Origin of the sequence: Mesorhizobium sp. M2A.F.Ca.ET.042.01.1.1, assembly GCF_003997405.1 — a bacterium.
Taxonomy (GTDB): Bacteria; Pseudomonadota; Alphaproteobacteria; order Rhizobiales; family Rhizobiaceae; genus Mesorhizobium.
Window position 1 is genome coordinate 1 of sequence record NZ_RZRX01000153.1, and the last position, 15,109, is coordinate 15,109.

14 protein-coding genes and 1 pseudogene are annotated in these 15,109 nt (G+C 65.7%); 4 read left to right on the forward strand and 11 right to left on the reverse strand.

The window, feature by feature from the left end:
- From EOA23_RS21785 to EOA23_RS21800, 4 genes are all read right to left on the reverse strand, one after another.
- The coding region (locus EOA23_RS21785) for a hypothetical protein (protein ID WP_127305657.1) at positions 1-1,429 on the reverse strand (1,429 nt) is incomplete at its 3' end.
- A gap of 4 nt (positions 1,430-1,433) precedes the next feature.
- Complete coding sequence (locus EOA23_RS21790) at positions 1,434-4,253, reverse strand: DUF4159 domain-containing protein (protein ID WP_127305658.1); 2,820 nt, start codon at positions 4,251-4,253, stop codon at positions 1,434-1,436.
- On the reverse strand, positions 4,250-5,224 hold the full coding sequence (locus EOA23_RS21795; protein WP_127305659.1) for a DUF58 domain-containing protein: 975 nt from the start codon (positions 5,222-5,224) through the stop codon (positions 4,250-4,252). Before EOA23_RS21795 ends, EOA23_RS21790 begins: the two co-directional genes overlap by 4 nt.
- A complete protein-coding gene (locus EOA23_RS21800; protein WP_126059736.1) occupies positions 5,224-6,228 on the reverse strand; it encodes a MoxR family ATPase in 1,005 nt (334 codons plus the stop codon). The genes EOA23_RS21795 and EOA23_RS21800 overlap by 1 nt, the downstream gene beginning before the upstream one ends.
- A 154-nt stretch (positions 6,229-6,382) precedes the next feature.
- Between EOA23_RS21800 and EOA23_RS21805 the strand changes: the two genes are divergently transcribed.
- The 3 genes from EOA23_RS21805 to EOA23_RS21815 are packed head-to-tail and all read left to right on the forward strand — an operon-like array spanning position 6,383 to position 8,924.
- Positions 6,383-7,027, forward strand: a complete 645-nt coding sequence (locus tag EOA23_RS21805; protein WP_127305666.1) for a DUF1285 domain-containing protein — start codon at positions 6,383-6,385, stop codon at positions 7,025-7,027.
- Positions 7,027-7,659 carry a CoA pyrophosphatase gene (locus EOA23_RS21810; protein WP_126059737.1) on the forward strand — a complete coding sequence of 211 codons (633 nt, stop codon included), beginning with the start codon at positions 7,027-7,029 and terminating at the stop codon, positions 7,657-7,659. The genes EOA23_RS21805 and EOA23_RS21810 overlap by 1 nt, the downstream gene beginning before the upstream one ends.
- Positions 7,656-8,924: a CCA tRNA nucleotidyltransferase gene (locus tag EOA23_RS21815; protein WP_127305660.1), complete on the forward strand. Its 1,269-nt coding sequence runs from the start codon at positions 7,656-7,658 to the stop codon at positions 8,922-8,924. The genes EOA23_RS21810 and EOA23_RS21815 overlap by 4 nt, the downstream gene beginning before the upstream one ends.
- Positions 8,925-8,970: 46 nt before the next feature.
- Here the strand turns inward: EOA23_RS21815 and EOA23_RS21820 are convergent, their stop codons facing one another.
- The 5 genes from EOA23_RS21820 to hemF all read right to left on the reverse strand — a co-directional run bounded on the left by EOA23_RS21820 (position 8,971) and on the right by hemF (position 12,778).
- Entirely contained in the window at positions 8,971-9,951 is a 981-nt protein-coding gene (locus EOA23_RS21820) for a S8 family serine peptidase (protein WP_127305661.1), read from the reverse strand.
- 80 nt (positions 9,952-10,031) lie between these two features.
- Positions 10,032-10,610: a hypothetical protein gene (locus tag EOA23_RS21825; protein ID WP_127305662.1), complete on the reverse strand. Its 579-nt coding sequence runs from the start codon at positions 10,608-10,610 to the stop codon at positions 10,032-10,034.
- A 272-nt stretch (positions 10,611-10,882) separates the two neighbouring features.
- Positions 10,883-11,068 (reverse strand): DUF1059 domain-containing protein, encoded by a 186-nt coding sequence (locus EOA23_RS21830; RefSeq protein ID WP_126059741.1) that lies wholly within the window; start codon positions 11,066-11,068, stop codon positions 10,883-10,885.
- A gap of 276 nt (positions 11,069-11,344) precedes the next feature.
- On the reverse strand, positions 11,345-11,605 hold the full coding sequence (locus EOA23_RS21835) for a DUF1344 domain-containing protein (protein ID WP_127305663.1): 261 nt from the start codon (positions 11,603-11,605) through the stop codon (positions 11,345-11,347).
- Between the two features lie 258 nt (positions 11,606-11,863).
- Positions 11,864-12,778 carry an oxygen-dependent coproporphyrinogen oxidase gene (gene hemF / locus EOA23_RS21840; protein ID WP_126059743.1) on the reverse strand — a complete coding sequence of 305 codons (915 nt, stop codon included), beginning with the start codon at positions 12,776-12,778 and terminating at the stop codon, positions 11,864-11,866.
- A gap of 112 nt (positions 12,779-12,890) precedes the next feature.
- Between hemF and EOA23_RS21845 the strand changes: the two genes are divergently transcribed.
- Positions 12,891-13,148 (forward strand): hypothetical protein, encoded by a 258-nt coding sequence (locus EOA23_RS21845; RefSeq protein WP_127305664.1) that lies wholly within the window; start codon positions 12,891-12,893, stop codon positions 13,146-13,148.
- Positions 13,149-13,183: 35 nt separating this feature from the next.
- On the opposite strand, the gene EOA23_RS21850 is transcribed toward EOA23_RS21845, so the two are convergent.
- Positions 13,184-14,482, reverse strand: coding sequence for a glycosyltransferase family 4 protein (locus EOA23_RS21850; protein WP_127305665.1), 1,299 nt, complete (start codon positions 14,480-14,482; stop codon positions 13,184-13,186).
- Positions 14,479-15,109: pseudogene (locus EOA23_RS35745) on the reverse strand (hypothetical protein); the annotation flags it as partial. The pseudogene EOA23_RS35745 and the gene EOA23_RS21850, both read right to left, overlap by 4 nt.

Below are 15,109 nucleotides of genomic sequence, written 5' to 3' on the forward strand. Positions count from 1 at the left end.
CCACCCGGCCTTCACCCTTGCGGTCGAGCAAGAGCAGGGGCCGGTCGTCGGCGCCCTTCATCACCACTTCCCCTTCCGGATTCTTGACGCCGATGGTGCGGAACCAGCGGCTCCAATGCGGCGGCTCGCTTGCCGAGCCGTCGAGCCCGCGCGTCACCGGGTGGCGCTGGCCGAGATCGGTCAGGCGCGGATAGAAGGCCTTGTCGACCACTTCGCCCGTCGGCATGGCCGGCAGCGCGGCATTAAGCGGGGTGCGGGCGATGGAGTTCTCGCCGGCATATTCGGGCCCGGCGGCAATCAGCAGCGCGCCGCCCTTTTCGACATATTCGGAGATGTAGTCGTAATAGAGGATCGGCAGCACGTCGCGGTGCTGGTAGCGGTCGAAGATGATCAGGTCGAAATCCTTGATCTTCTCGACGAACAGCTCGCGCGTCGGGAAAGCGATCAGTGACAGCTCGTTGATCGGCGTGCCGTCCTGCTTTTCCGGCGGGCGCAGGATGGTGAAGTGGACGAGATCGACCGACGCGTCCGACTTCAAAAGGTTGCGCCAGGTGCGCTCGCCGGCATGCGGCTCGCCGGAGACCAAGAGCACGCGCAGGTTCTCGCGGATGCCGTCGACCACGGCGATCGCCCGGTTGTTGGCGTCCGTCAGCTCGCCGGGCTCGCGGTCGATGCCGAGCTGGACGATGTTGCGGCCGGCATTGGGAATGGTGACCGAGAGCTTCATCGGCTGGCCGACTGTCGCGTGCTCGACCGAGACCTGCTCGCCATTGACCGAGACCCGCACATCCACCGGGGCGCCATTGCCTTCCGTCGAAATGACGCGGTAGGTCATGTCGAGCGGCTTGCCGACGAGGCCGAAGCGCGGCGCGTTCTCGAAGCGGATGCGGCGGTCCTTCTCGTGCTCGCTGCCGGTGATCAGCGCATGCAGCGGCGCGTTGAATTCCGGCGTTCCGCCGGGTGCGTCATGCACCTCGCCGTCGGTGATCATGATCGCGCCGCCGATGCGCGACGGCGGCACGTCGCGGAAGGCGCCCTCCAACGCGCTGAACAGCCTGGTTTCGGTACGTTCGTCAGCGGCTTCGGACTTGCCGGCCTCGACGACGCGGACATCGAATTGCTTGAAGCGGCCGAGACGCTCCTGCATCCCGGCCAGCGCCTCGTCGGTCTGCCTGGCGCGGTCGCCGATATCCTGGCTCTGGCTGCGGTCGACGATCAGCGCGACGACGCTCTTCAGAGCCTCGCGCTCCTCGGCGAGGAACACCGGGTTGAGCAAAGCCGCGGCAAGCGCGAGCAGCGCGATGAAGCGCAATGCCGATCCGCGCTGGCGGAACCACAGGCCGACCAGCGCCAGCAGCAGCAACGGCACGAAGAGCAGGCCGAAGAGCGGCCAGGAGACGAGCGGTTCGAAGGAAATCGACCAGTTCATGGAGCTACTGCCCCAGCCGTTCGAGCAGCACAGGCACATGCACCTGGTCGGATTTGTAGTTGCCGGTCAGCATGTACATCATGATGTTGACGCCAGCGCGCAGCGCATAGACGCGCTGCATCGGGTCCGGCGGCACGGTCGGCAGCATCGGATCGCCGTTCTCGTCGACCGCCCAGGCGCCGGCGAAATCATTGGCGGTGATCATGATCGGCGAGACGCCGTCGCCGGTGCGCACGGGGCGGTTCTCGGTGTTGCTGGCGTCGAGCGAGGCCTCGACCCACAGCGGGCTGCCGCTGAAGCGGCCGGGGAATTCCGGCAGGATGAAGAAGGATTTGGTCAGCACGTGGTCGGACGGCACCGGCTCCAGCGGCGGCACGTTGAGATTCGCGAGGATGTCGCGCAGCCGCTCGGTCGCCGGGCTTGCCGAGCCGGCGCCGATGCCGTTCGAGAACTGGTCGCGCGTGTCGAACAGGACCGTGCCGCCCTGCTGCATATAGGCATCGATGCGGGCGATCGCCGCCTGGCTGGGCATCGGCGCCGATGCATCGATCGGCCAATAGATCAGCGGGAAGAAGGACAGCTCGTCCTTGGCGATGTCGACGCCGGCCGGCGGGCCGGGCTCGAGCGCGGTCTTCTCGATCAGGAAACGGGTCAGGCCTTCAAGGCCGGCGCGGCTGATCGAATCGACGCCGGGCTCGCCGGTGATGACATAGGCGATGCGGGTCTTCGAAATGTCGTCGATCGCCTGGGCGTCGCCTGGCTTCGAATCGTCGGCGCGGGCGAGATCGGCGTGGCCGAAGAGGCCGCCCAGCACGACCAGGACGGCGGCTGTGGTCGCCACGGCCGCGCGGCGTGGCCGGCGCGCCAACAGGCCGCCCATCCAGAACACGGCCAAGGTGTCGAGCGCCATCAACAGGAGCGCGACGGCGACCAGCGGCCCCTTGAGGTTTTCCGATTCGTCGAAGGCATAGGGGATGGCGGTCACCGGCAGCGAAACCTGCGGGCGCACCAGCGGCGCGAAGGTGCTCGATGCCTCGAGTAGATTGTGCGCGAACACGCCCGTCTCGGAGCCGTAAAGGCCGGGCGGGTTCTCCAGCGTCACCGGTAGCGGGCCGGCGCCGGGCACCAGCGGCCGGGCATCAGGCGAGGGCGGCGTCAGCATGCCGTCGGCGCCGATCATGCGGTAGGGTGCCAGCGAAGCGGCGGTGGCTTCGGCATTGGCGATCGCCGCGCCCTGGTTGCGCGACAGCTGCACGACGCGCCGCAGCATCTCGACGAACGTGCCGGAGATCGGCAGGTTCGACCAGGTCGCCTCGGGCGTGACATGGAAGAGCACCAGCGTGCCCTTGTCCTTTTTCATGCCTGTCACCAGCGGCGTGCCGTCGGCAAGCGTGGCCCAGGTACGCTCGACGATGTCGGGCGTCGGCTCGGCCAGAACCTGCCGGCTGACCGTCACCTCGGAGGGCGGGGAAAGGTCGGCGAAGGGACCGTTCTTCGGGAATTCGGTGACCGCCTGCGGTGTCGTCCAGGACAGCGCGCCGCCGAGCGCGCGCTCGCCGCTGCGCAGCCGGACCGGCAAAAGGTCGTCGTCATTGCCGGCCGCGGCAAGACGCGGGCCGGCAAAACGCACCAGCGTGCCGCCCTTGTCGACCCAGTCGACCAGACGCTGCCTGACCTGCTCCGGGATGGTGCCGACATCGGCCATGATGATCATCGCCGGTTTCTGGTCGAGAAGCTGCGGAATGGCGTCGGCGAGGTCGGCGCTCGACGGCTCGACCAGGTCGGCGAAGGGCTGCAGGGCGCGGCGGATGTAGTAGAGCGGCGACAGAAGCGGCTGCGCCTGGTCGGCCTCGGCCTGAGACAGCAGGCCGACACGGCGTCGTTTCGAGCTTTCGTCCAGCACCCGCACCGCGCCCGCCTGGTGCTCGCCGTCGAGCGCGATCGAGGCGAAATCGTTGCGTAGCTCGAAGGGAACCGCCATCGTCCCCGTGGCGGCGGCTTCGCCCGGCGCGAAGGTCAACGTCGCGTCGGCAATGCGGCGGCCCTTGTCGTCGAAGGCGCCCGCGGTGACCTGCGCCGGCGCCGGATTGCCCGGCGCGCGGATAGCGGTCAAAGCGAAACCGTCGACCTGGTTGTCGGCGCTAGTCAGGCCGGTCACCGAGGGCCGGTCGGAATTGGCCCAGACCAGCCGCTTCGCGTTCTTTTCGAGCAGCGTCTTGAAAGCGGCTTCGTCACCTTTGGCGGCAAGGCCATCGGCGAGCACCGCGACGCTGGCGCCCGGCAGGCGCTCCAACGCGGCGGCGACGCGGGCATAGACGGCGGGCCTGTCTGTGGGGATCGGCCGCGGCTTGGCGGCGCGCAGATGGTCGAGCGCGGCTGAGGCATCGAAGGGGCCGATCTCGGCATTGGGCTTCTCGGCGGTGAAGGCAATGACGATCGGCACGCCATTCGATCCGGCGTCGGCGATCAGCCGCTCGGCGGTGGCGACGCGCTTGCCCCAGTCAGCGGCGCTTGCCCAGCTGTTGTCGATGACAAGCGCCAGGGCGGAACCTTCCGCCGGCAGCTTTTCGCGCGGATTGAAGACCGGCTCGGCCAGCGCCATCACGACAAGCGCCGCCATGAGCAGCCGAAGCAGCGTCAGCCACCACGGGCTTTGCTGCGGGGTTTCCTCGCGCCGGAGGACCCGGGCCAGGATTTTCAGCGGCGGGAAAACTTCCGTCTGCGGCTTGGGCGGGGTGAGCCTGAGCAGCCACCAGATCACCGGCAGCGCCAGAAGGCCCCACAGCACCATGGGCGCCCCGAAGGAAAGCGGCAGCCAGCTCATGCGACCGCCTTTCCAGTGTCCTGCGGGGGGTGACCTCTATCGGCCAGCCCTGCATGACCTTTGTCGGCAAGCCCTGCATGACTGCCGCCGGCGGTCATTGCCATGTGGACGCGCACCAGCGCTTCGGAGGCGAGCCGGTCCGTGTGATTGACGGTAAAGCTCCAGCCGAGGCGCTTGCACCATGCGGCCAGCTCCTCGCGGCGGGCCCGGTAAAGCAGGCGGTATTCCTCGGCCAGCATCTCGGCGCGGCCGGCGGTCAGCTTGTCGCCGGTCTCGGGATCGGTGAACTCGGTGCGGCCGGCATAGGGGAAGGTTTCCTCGGCCGGGTCGGCGACCTCGATCAGGTGCGCGCGCACGCCATGCCGGGCAAGCACCTCGAGCCAGGCCATGGTTTCCTCGACCGGGTCGAGGAAATCGCTGACGAGCACGATGTCGCAGAAGCGGCGGATGGCCGACAAGTCGGGTTTGGCCGGCAGCGCGGCGGCGTGGCTCAACTGGGCGGCGATACGCTCGGCGCCGTTGCGGGCGGTGAACGGGTCGGTCAGGCCCGGCCAGGCGATGCGCTCGCCGCTGCGCGACAAAAGCTCGGCCAAGGCGAGTGCCAGCACCAGCGCGCGCGATTCCTTGGAAACGCCGGCGCCGGCCGATTTGTAGAGCATGGAAGGCGAGGGGTCGGCCCAGAGCCAGACGGTGTGCGCCGCTTCCCATTCGCGGTCGCGCACATAGGTATGGTCGTCTCTGGCCGAGCGGCGCCAGTCGATGCGCGAGGAATCGCCTTCGACATAAGGCCGGAACTGCCAGAAATTCTCGCCGATGCCGCGCTTGCGACGGCCGTGCCAACCGGCGATCACCGTATTGACGATGCGCCGCGCCTCGACCAGCAGGTCCGGCACCAGTGAAGCCCGCAACCGGCCGCGGGCGAGCGCGTCGCGCGTCGCAACCGGTGCCTGGACCTCGCCTATTCGACCCATCAGATGCCTTTTGCCAGCTTCGCCACCACGTCGCGCACCGAAGTGCCTTCGGCGCGGGCGGCGAACGTCAGCGCCATGCGGTGCTGCAGCACCGGTTCGGCCAAGGCGCGGACGTCGTCCACCGACGGCGCCAACCTTCCATCATATAGGGCGCGGGCGCGGGCGCACAGGGTCAGCGCCTGGCTGGCGCGGGGCCCCGGCCCCCAGGCGACATGCTTGTCCGTCTCGGCATTGCCCTGGCCGGGCCGGGCCGAACGCACCAGCTTGAGGATCGCCTCGACGACGCTTTCCGGCACCGGCATGCGGCGGATCAGCGTCTGGATCTCCTTCAGTCTCGCCGGCTGCAGCACCTTGTCGGCCTTGGCTTCGTCGATACCGGTCGTTTCGAGCAGGATGCGGCGCTCCGCATCGATCTCCGGATAAAGGATGTCGACCTGCATCAGGAAGCGGTCGAGCTGGGCTTCGGGTAGCGGGTAGGTGCCTTCCTGTTCCAGCGGGTTCTGCGTCGCCAGCACGTGGAAGGGCGAGGGCAGGTCGTAACGGGCGCCGGCTATGGTGACGTGATATTCCTGCATCGCCTGCAGCAGCGCCGACTGCGTGCGCGGCGAGGCGCGGTTGATCTCGTCCGCCATCAGCAATTGCGTGAAGATCGGCCCGGAAATGAAGCGGAAGGAGCGTTTGCCGAACTCGTCCTGCTCCATCACCTCGGAGCCGAGGATGTCGGACGGCATCAGGTCGGGCGTGAACTGGACGCGGCGCGAATCGAGGCCGAGCACGATGCCCAGCGTTTCGACCAGCTTGGTCTTGGCGAGGCCCGGCACGCCGACCAGCAGCGCGTGGCCGCCCGCCAGAAGCGCCACCAGCGTGCGCTCGACGACCGCTTCCTGGCCGAAGATCACCCGGCCGACCGCATCGCGGACCTTGGAGATGTCGGCCAGCGCTTTTTCAGCTTCCTCGATCATCGCTTTCTCGCTGATCGGGCTTTCCTTGATCATCACGCTCATGCCGTTCGATCCTTGTGGTTGGAGATACCGGCCTGCATTCTCAATGTCGCAGAATGCCGCGATTCGGCTTCGCTTGGCGCCTGTGAATGAACTTAAATCACAGACTTGGGCGGACAAGGCTGACAATCGGGACAACAGTGACTATTTCGTGACCATGGCCGAACGCAGCGAACATCGTGAACAAAGCCCGGGTGAGCAGAGCTTGACGAGCGCTACCGAGGCGCGCGGCCTCGAGGCGCTGATCTCGCGCGCGGCCCGGGCGGGCAAGGGGCCGGCGCCGGTCGAGCGCTGGAACCCGGATTTCTGCGGCGATCTCGATATGGAGATCAAGGCGGACGGCACTTGGTTCTATCTCGGCACGCCGATCGGGCGCATGCCGCTGGTGCAGCTCTTTTCCAGCGTGCTGCGCAAGGATGCCGACGGCAAAACCTATCTGGTGACTCCGGTCGAGCGGGTCGGAATCCGCGTCGCCGACGCGCCGTTCATCGCCGTCGAAATGAATGTCTCCGGGAGCGGCAACGAGCAAGTCATCACTTTCCGCACCAATGTCGGCGACGTTGTCGCCGCCGGGCCCGGCCATCCGCTGCGTTTCGTCGACGAGGTCGAAACCGGCGGGCTGAAACCCTATGTGCTGGTACGCGGACGGCTTGAGGCGCTGGTGGCGCGGGCTGTGATGTATGAGCTGGTCGCGCATGGCGAGGAGATCGACATCGACGGCAAGGCGATGTTCGCCGTCCGCTCCGGCGGCGAGGTCTATCCGATCATGCCGGCCGAAAAACTGAAACGGCTGAGCGCGTGATGGACCAGGTGACGCGGGCGCCGTTTTCGATCGCGGATTTCCGGGCGCGGGCCGCCGCGCAGGCCGCGATCACTGCTGGCGAGGATTTCGGCGATCATCGCTTCAATCCCGATCACCCCAGGCTCCAACACGTCAAGCCTCTGCGTGACGCGGCCGTGCTTATCCCCGTCGTCGACCGCGCCGAGGGCGCCATGGTGCTGCTCACCAAGCGCGCCGAGAAGCTGCGCAGCCATTCCGGCCAGGTAGCATTTCCAGGCGGCACGATCGATCCGACCGATCCCGGCCCCGAGGCGACCGCGCTGCGGGAGACCTTCGAGGAGATCGGCCTCGATCGCGACCATATCGAGATCATCGGCCGCATGCCGGATTATGTGTCGGGCAGCGGCTACCGCATCGTGCCGGTGCTCGCCGTCGTGCGTCCGGGCTTTTCGCTGACGCTCAATGCCGACGAAGTCGACGCCGCTTTCGAGGTCCCCCTGAGTTTCCTGATGGATCCGGCCAACCACACGCGCGACAGCCGCATGTGGAACGATCTCGAATGGTTCTTTTACGATATGCCCTATGGCGACCAGCGAATCTGGGGCGTCACCGCCGGCATCATCCGCACGCTTTATGAAAGGCTTTATGCGTGAGCGTCGAGCTGTCCCTCTCGAGCCAGGCCGGTTGGCTTGGCGACAAGGCCCTGCAGCAATTGCTGGCTGCGCTTAAGCAGGGCGGCGAGGAAGCGCGTGTCGCCGGCGGCGCGGTGCGCAATGCGCTGCTTGGCCAACCGGTGGCCGATATCGACATCGCCGCGACGACACTGCCCGAAGAGACCATCCGGCGGGCGAAGGCGGCCGGCTTCAAGACGGCGCCGACAGGGATCGAACACGGCACCATCACCGTGATTGCGGGCGGCAAGCCCTATGAAGTCACCACACTGCGCGCTGATGTCGAGACCGACGGCCGCCGGGCGAAAGTGACTTTCGGGCGCGACTGGAAACTTGATGCCGAGCGGCGCGATTTCACCATCAACGCGCTCTATGCCGAAGCCGACGGCACGGTCGTCGATCTTGTCGGCGGCATTGCCGATATCGAGGCGCGGCGGCTGCGTTTCATCGGCGACGCGGAGGCACGCATCCGCGAGGATTATCTGCGCATCCTGCGCTTTTTCCGCTTCTTCGCCTGGTATGGCGAAGGCCGGCCCGATGCCGAAGGCCTGAAGGCCTGCGCCAGGCTGAAGGAGGGGCTTGCCCAGCTTTCTGCCGAACGCGTCTGGTCCGAACTGAAGAAGCTGCTGTCGGCTCCGGACCCTTCGCGCGCCCTGCTCTGGATGCGCCAGGCCGGCGTGCTGACCGCCGTGCTCCCGGAAAGCGAGAAATGGGGCATCGATGCCATCCACGGCCTGGCCAGGACCGGGAAGGATCTCGGCTGGATCGCCGATCCGATGCTGCGGCTCGAGGCAATCGTCCCGCCCGATGTCGCGCGCATGAAGACGCTTGGCGAGCGGCTGCGGCTTTCGAATGACGAGGCCGCTCGCCTGCGGCATTGGGCGCTGACCATCGCCCCGGATGCGAAGATGACCGAGACCGAACTGGCCAAGAAACTCTATTACGGCGATCGCGACGGCTATCTCGACCGCATCCGGCTGGCGCTTGCCGCCGCGCGGACGCGTGCCGTGGAAGACAACCAGGCGATGATGGAGGCTGGCGGCCTTTCACGCCTGCTCAACTTCACGCTGAGATGGACAAAACCGGTGTTTCCGATCAAGGGCGCCGACCTGACCGAACTTGGGGCGTCGCCGGGGCCGAAGCTCGGCGCGACGCTGAAGAACCTCGAAAGGGAATGGGTCGGATCGGGCTTCACCCTGCAACGCGGCGCGCTCATGGAACGCGCCGCGCAGGCCCTGGAGCCCTAGTGCGTCGGGCGACTGGCGCGAGTCCGTCGGGCGACTGGCGCGCCTGTCAGTGTATCGCCACGGGAGCCAGCGCCCGCGAGAGACTCGCCTCGCCCTTGCCGTAGATGGACGGATCGTAGTTCGCCAGCGTATCGGTGCGGGCCGTGTTGAGCAGGTCGTTGGTGATCTGAACCGGCGTCGCCTTGGTGAACTTGCTGCCGATGATCGCGGCGTAGCCCGAGATGATCGGCGCGGCGAAGGACGTTCCGTAAAGACCGGTCTTGTCGCCTTCGACGCCGACCACCAGGAAATGGCTCTGCACCTGCGTATTGGTACCGGCGTAGTCGGAATACCATGCCAGCTGAGCCTTGTTGGCCGTCGTGCCGTTCGTCGACAGCGCGCCGACGAAGATCGCCGTCGATTTGCCGATCAAAGCGAGATCGAGATAGTCCTGCTGGCCGTTGATGGCCGCGCCAACGGCGACAGCGTCGTTGCCGGCCGCCTTCGAGACGATGGCCGAGCCTTTGGTTGCATAGGATATGATCGACGCCTCTTCTGGGGCCCAGCCGATCTGGTTCACGCTGTAACCCGCCGTGGTGTACATGCCATAGCTGAGGTTGAGCACGTTGCGGCCGCCCGCCAGCGGGACATACGTGCCGGTCGAGAAATCCTTGGAGCGGATGGTCGCCGCGGGGGCGATCATGCTTGCCTCCTCGCGCGTCCATTCACCGTGCCGCTGCGTCTGCACGCCAATGCCGAAATTGCCGGAGAAGCGCGACGTGCTGCTGAAGTCGTCGACCATGGTGATGGTGACGCCCTTGCCCTTGTAGCCGGCGGCCCATGCGGCGCTGACGTCGGGGCTCATCCAGCTCTGCACGGCCTGCGTCGTGCGCGTGACCGGGATCGTTGCGCTTACGCAGATGGACCCGCCGCCATGGCAGAGCGCGGCCATTTCGTCCGGGCTGAGAGCTTCCTGCGCCGATGCCATCGGCGCCAAAAGAATGGCCAAGGCGGCCGCGAGGCCGAACTTCAAGGACTTAACGGACATGTTCATTCTCCAGTCAGACAGAACCAGGACGGCGATCGTGAGTTTCGGGACAAGATGATTTCATTTGCCTGCCCCTCCGATCAGAAAGTTAGACAATAGTTCAGCCAGAGATGCATGGTCTCCGGCCTGGCGCTGACCAGATACTTCAGCGTTTCCTCAGGCGCGGTCTCGCCCGCCGCCAGCCGGCAATTGACGCTGTAGGTTCCGAACTCGCCGTAGTAGGCCTGGCAAGGCTTTTCCGTCAGGTTGCCGCCGATGGTGGTGGTGACCGACAGGGACAGCGTGCTGTTCGGATTCGGATGGGTCTGGGTGAGAAATCCGAGCTTGAGGCTCGGCTCGATACGATATTTCTCGGCTTGCTCGCCGGTGCCGAACCCCCAGAGCAAGCCCGTATCGGGCGTGATCTGAGTGAGGAAGTCGACATGCATGTCGACCCAACTCGCGTGATACCAACGGCTGAAGGAGACCCAGCTTCCGCTCTGCAATTCATAGCCGCCAGTGCCGAGGCCCCTGGCCTTGTCGCTGAGCGGAGAACCCTGATGGACATCGACGAGCGAGGTGGTCCATTCCTGCGCGGCCGCGGCGGGCGCAAAGAGGAACGCGCACGCCAAGAGCACCGCCGTGCAGAAACCGCCTCGGATGTTGGACCGCTCGCGCATGCGCGAAGCACCTCGCCCCACCATTCCGGACAGCGCCTTGATGGCGAAGGGCTCCTCGGGCAGCCGCCTCTGGCCGGATCATTCGCCGGACAATCGCACGCGCACCGTTACCGCGAGGTTATCTACGCTATTACGAATATAAGAATTCGCGAAATATGCATGAATATGGCATTGGCCGGCGATCAGAGGAATCGGCAACGCAGAGCGGGACGCGCCGGAAGGGCGTCCCGCCTGCTGCATGTTGGCGTTTCGAAATCCGTGATGAGACTCGCTCAGGCGGCGTCGCGAACCTTCTGGATGCGCGAGCGGATCGCCTCGATCATCGTCTCGCGGATGATGGTCTCGCCATGCGTTTCACGCATATGCTCAACGGCTCGGCGCATGACCTCCGCTTCTGCCTCGGCGCGCGTGTGCCAGTCACAGCCGGGAACCAGCGATCCGCATTGAAATTCCTTCATGGGGATTTTCCTTTCCTCGCGACGGGGCCGCTCGGCCAGAGCGCTCCAGCCATTTGTCTTATGCAATCCCGCCGAAGGCCGATGCGCGTTTTCGCAGGATTGCGCGAATGGATATCAATAACACATGCCGCCGCTTTCGGTTGCACGAAGAAGGGACCGAGAGCGGTCGGCGCGGCAAAAGCATGAACCGAAGGGCGGGGCACTGGTTCTCCGCCCTTCGCGCCGCCTGAGCCTGCTATGCCTCGCCGCGCAGCTTTCCTGGAATTGCTCCAGCCGTTACTTCATGATCTTGACGGCCTCGGCGATCTTCTTCTTGCCGCTCATGTCCCAGGACACGCGGACCTTCTCGCCGGCCTGAATGCCGGGATCCTTGAAGGCCTTGGACAGGGTAAAGGTCGATCCGTTGTTCAGAACCAGGCTCATGGCCGTTCCATCAAAGCTCTTCACGGTTCCCGTGGTGTGCTTGACCGCCGCGAACGCGGCGCCACCGGAGGCGAGGAAGGCGGCGGTCGCCGCCGTCACGATAAGCTTGCGCATGGCATGCTCTCCTGGAAATGCGGGCGCCCGTTGGATCAGGCGCCCTTTCTTTGATCAGGGCCGTCAAGTCGCGTCGAGTCACGGCTATGGATGCGATGACCGCCACCTCTGCCGCCGGCGCTTCCCGACCCGACGACTCTAAATAGCTCAATTTTTTCAAATGGATATTAGACAAAAAAGATATCGTCCCTGCCACATTACCCGCCAAGATTCGGCGAATGGGACAGCAATGCGGCCATGGCCGCGCTCACCGGATCGTTACGGCCATTTTACCTCGGGCGGCAGGCTGGACAGGATCGAGGCGACGTTGCCGCCGGTCTTCAGGCCGAAGATGGTGCCGCGATCGTGAAGCAAGTTGAATTCGACGTAGCGGCCGCGCCGGATCAGCTGTTCGTCGCGCTCGCCATCGGTCCAGTTCTGGTTGAAGTTGCCACGAACCAGATGGGCATAGACGACCAGGAAGGAGCGGCCGACGTCCTGGACGAAATTGAGATCGGCGTTCCAGCCGCCCTTGTCCTCGCCCGAATGCAGCCAGTCGAAGAAGATGCCACCGATGCCGCGCGGCTCGTTGCGGTGCGGCAGGAAGAAATATTCGTCGCACCAGGCCTTGAATTTGGGATAGTCGGCGACCGCGGCGTTCTTCTCGCAGGCGAACTGCATGGCGCGATGGAAGGCAATCGTGTCGGGGTCGTCCTGGGTGCGGCGGCGGTCGAGCACCGGCGTCAGATCGGCGCCGCCGCCAAACCATTGGCGCGTGGTGACGACCATGCGCGTGTTCATGTGCACGGCAGGCACATTGGGGTTCCAGGGATGCGCAATCAGCGAGATGCCGCTTGCCCAGAAGCGCGGATCCTCCTCGGCGCCAGGAATCTGCTTCCTGAATTCCGGCGAGAATTCGCCATGGACGGTCGAGGTGTGCACGCCGACCTTCTCGAAGACGCGGCCGCGCATCATCGACATGGTGCCGCCGCCACCGCGGCCTTCGTCGCGCTCCCAGGGCGTCTTCTCGAAACGGCCGGGCGACCATGAGGACAGCGGTCCCTGAAGCTCCTGCTCGAGCTGCTCGAAGGTGGCGCAGATACGTTCGCGCAGCGCTTCGAACCAGAGGCGGGCCTTCATCTTCTTCTGCTCGATGTCGGCCGGCAACCCCACCGGTATTTCGGGTCGTTCCAAAAGCTGTCTCCAGTCGCGGCCGACAAATGACTCGTTTTTTCTGCGCGCGATCCCTAATCTGTTAAAGACAAGGGTCAAGTCCTGTCTGATCCAGGTGCAAGGGAGTTCCTTCATGCGCACCCCGGCAAGACCGCCGCTGGATGGCTTGAAGAAGAGGCTGGAGCGCTCGCGCGCCGAGCGCGCGAACCTGCCGTGCGACGGTTTCCTGCGCGAGACCTTCGTGCTGCCGAGGCCCGCCGCTCGCCTCAAGGCCAAGGAGTGGTTCGAGCGCTTTCCGAAGCAGGCCTACTGGACCGAGATCGAAAGCTGGTTCGAACGCCCAGGCGATGTGATCGAATTCACCATGCGACGTCTGCCAGCGGCCGATTGAAGCGCGGCCCATTTTCGCCGCCACGGCCTTCGGCGTTACGCGGGCATTTCCGGCCGCATCAATGCCCTGTAGGCGGCGAGCATCGCGTCGGCCGACCGTCCCGTGTCGATGATCGACCGCCGGGCGGCAGCGCTCATCCGCTCGAGGGCCGCCGCGTCGCCGACCAGCCCGGCAATGCGCGGCGTCAGCGCTTCCGGAACCGTGATCGGAACGATGAAGCCGTTGATGCCTTCGCGGATGACGAGCGCCGCATCGCCGACATCGGTGGTCGCCACCGGGCAGCCCATCGCCAATGCCTCAAGCATCGCCAGCGGGGTGCCTTCGATGCGCGACGGCATCACGAGGATGCTGCAGGCGGCATAGAATCGCGGCATCGCCTTCCGGTCGAGGCGGGGCAAATGATGCAGGCGGGCGGAGATGCCGGCGGCATCGGCCGCATCGCGAAACGCTTTGGTCATAGGGCCGTCGCCCAGCACGAGAAGGCGGACATCAGGATGGGCGGCGAGAATTGGCGCCGCAACCGCCAGGAAGGCGAGAGGACGTTTTTCCTCGCTCATCCGCCCGACGAAGCCGATGACGAAGGTGTTCTCCTCGACGCCGAAGCGCCTGCGGGCCGCGGCGCGGTCGACCCCTTGCGGATTGAAGACGCCTTCGTAATCGACGCCGTTGGGAATAATAGCCACCGTCCCGGGGCGAGCGCCGCCACTGGTGAGCGAGCGCCCAATCCTTTCGTTCACCGCGATGAGGCGATCGATGTGAAACCTGGCACGCAGCGCCGAGGCCAAATGCGCCCTTGGCGCATCATTGTGCAGGATGTCGTAGCTCAGGATCGCCGGAAAGCGTGCCTTGATCCGCTTCAGGTTCTTGTAAAGGAAGCGCGATCCGCTTGACAGGATCGCCTTGGAATCGCGCGAGGCCATGAGCGCGGCGATGAATTCGAACCAATATCCTCGGTCGAGCAGATCAGGCAGATGGTAGATTTCGGAGGTGATTGCCGCGAATGCTGGCGCCAGCGCATGGTCGCCGGTCTCGGTGGTGACGATGCTGAGGCGCCATTCCGCTTTGAGGCTGTCGAGGATGTCAGCCAGCAGCACCTCGGCGCCGCCGATTGGCAGCCAGGGCACTAGGACGAGCAAATGCGGACGCAAGTCGGCAAGATTTCCCGATGAGCGCATCAGGGCGGAAAACGGCTCTTGGGATGCGGCAGCGAGAGGCGTTCCCCGCCCAGGGCGGCCCGCCAGCCGGCGCAATTTGTCGATCTTGCTCGACCAGCTTTTGGCCAGCGCTGTCCACGCAAGGCGCAGCGGCGGCAAGGACCGGTTGGCGCGCGTCATGCCGGCTCGGTGCTCCAGAGCGCCTCATGCGCCGGTGCCGGGATGCCCTGGGCCGGTGTGAATGGCTTTATCGAGCTTGGCGGTTCCGCGAACTGGCTCGGATAAAGCGCAACGAGCGCCAGCTTGTCGGCCGCCGCGCCAATGGGCCAAAGCGAGCGCCGGAGCTTCAATTGCGCGGCAAGGCCCTGGAACCTGGCAAGCCCCGCCGCCCGCGTCCGCCGGACGGAGGCATAGTGCAGATCTTCATAGAAGGCGATGCGCCAGCGCGCCCGCAGGGCGTTATAATGCCGTAACACGATCTTGAGGACTACCATGTGGTCGATATGCCCGCCGATGGCCATCGGGCAGAAGAGCCAGGGCCGCCGATCCTTGGGCTGTTCCGTTGCCGCGGCAAAGATTGCCGCGACGACCGCTTCGTCAAGCTGCCGCGCATCGTCTTCCACCTCGGTGATGTCGAAGGGGGCGTGCCCGCGCAGCGGCGCCTCGTCGAACCCGCCGAAGCGGAGGCGCAGGCCAACCTGTTCCGCAAAGGCGAGGTCTTCGCGCTGGCGCAGGCTGGAGATCGCGGCGATACGCTCGTCGTCATGCGCCGCGATCTCCAGCCTGCGCCAGCGCGAAGACCTCGCC

What these genes read in the sequence shown, in the direction of transcription:
- EOA23_RS21790 (WP_127305658.1), bottom strand. Translation starts at nt 4,253, where the DNA reads ATGAGCTGGCTGCCGCTTTCCTTCGGGGCGCCCATGGTGCTGTGGGGC.
- EOA23_RS21795 (WP_127305659.1), bottom strand. Translation starts at nt 5,224, where the DNA reads ATGGGTCGAATAGGCGAGGTCCAGGCACCGGTTGCGACGCGCGACGCG.
- EOA23_RS21800 (WP_126059736.1), bottom strand. Translation starts at nt 6,228, where the DNA reads ATGAGCGTGATGATCAAGGAAAGCCCGATCAGCGAGAAAGCGATGATC.
- EOA23_RS21805 (WP_127305666.1), top strand. Translation starts at nt 6,383, where the DNA reads ATGGCCGAACGCAGCGAACATCGTGAACAAAGCCCGGGTGAGCAGAGC.
- EOA23_RS21810 (WP_126059737.1), top strand. Translation starts at nt 7,027, where the DNA reads ATGGACCAGGTGACGCGGGCGCCGTTTTCGATCGCGGATTTCCGGGCG.
- EOA23_RS21820 (WP_127305661.1), bottom strand. Translation starts at nt 9,951, where the DNA reads ATGTCCGTTAAGTCCTTGAAGTTCGGCCTCGCGGCCGCCTTGGCCATT.
- EOA23_RS21825 (WP_127305662.1), bottom strand. Translation starts at nt 10,610, where the DNA reads ATGCGCGAGCGGTCCAACATCCGAGGCGGTTTCTGCACGGCGGTGCTC.
- EOA23_RS21830 (WP_126059741.1), bottom strand. Translation starts at nt 11,068, where the DNA reads ATGAAGGAATTTCAATGCGGATCGCTGGTTCCCGGCTGTGACTGGCAC.
- EOA23_RS21835 (WP_127305663.1), bottom strand. Translation starts at nt 11,605, where the DNA reads ATGCGCAAGCTTATCGTGACGGCGGCGACCGCCGCCTTCCTCGCCTCC.
- EOA23_RS21845 (WP_127305664.1), top strand. Translation starts at nt 12,891, where the DNA reads ATGCGCACCCCGGCAAGACCGCCGCTGGATGGCTTGAAGAAGAGGCTG.
- EOA23_RS21850 (WP_127305665.1), bottom strand. Translation starts at nt 14,482, where the DNA reads ATGACGCGCGCCAACCGGTCCTTGCCGCCGCTGCGCCTTGCGTGGACA.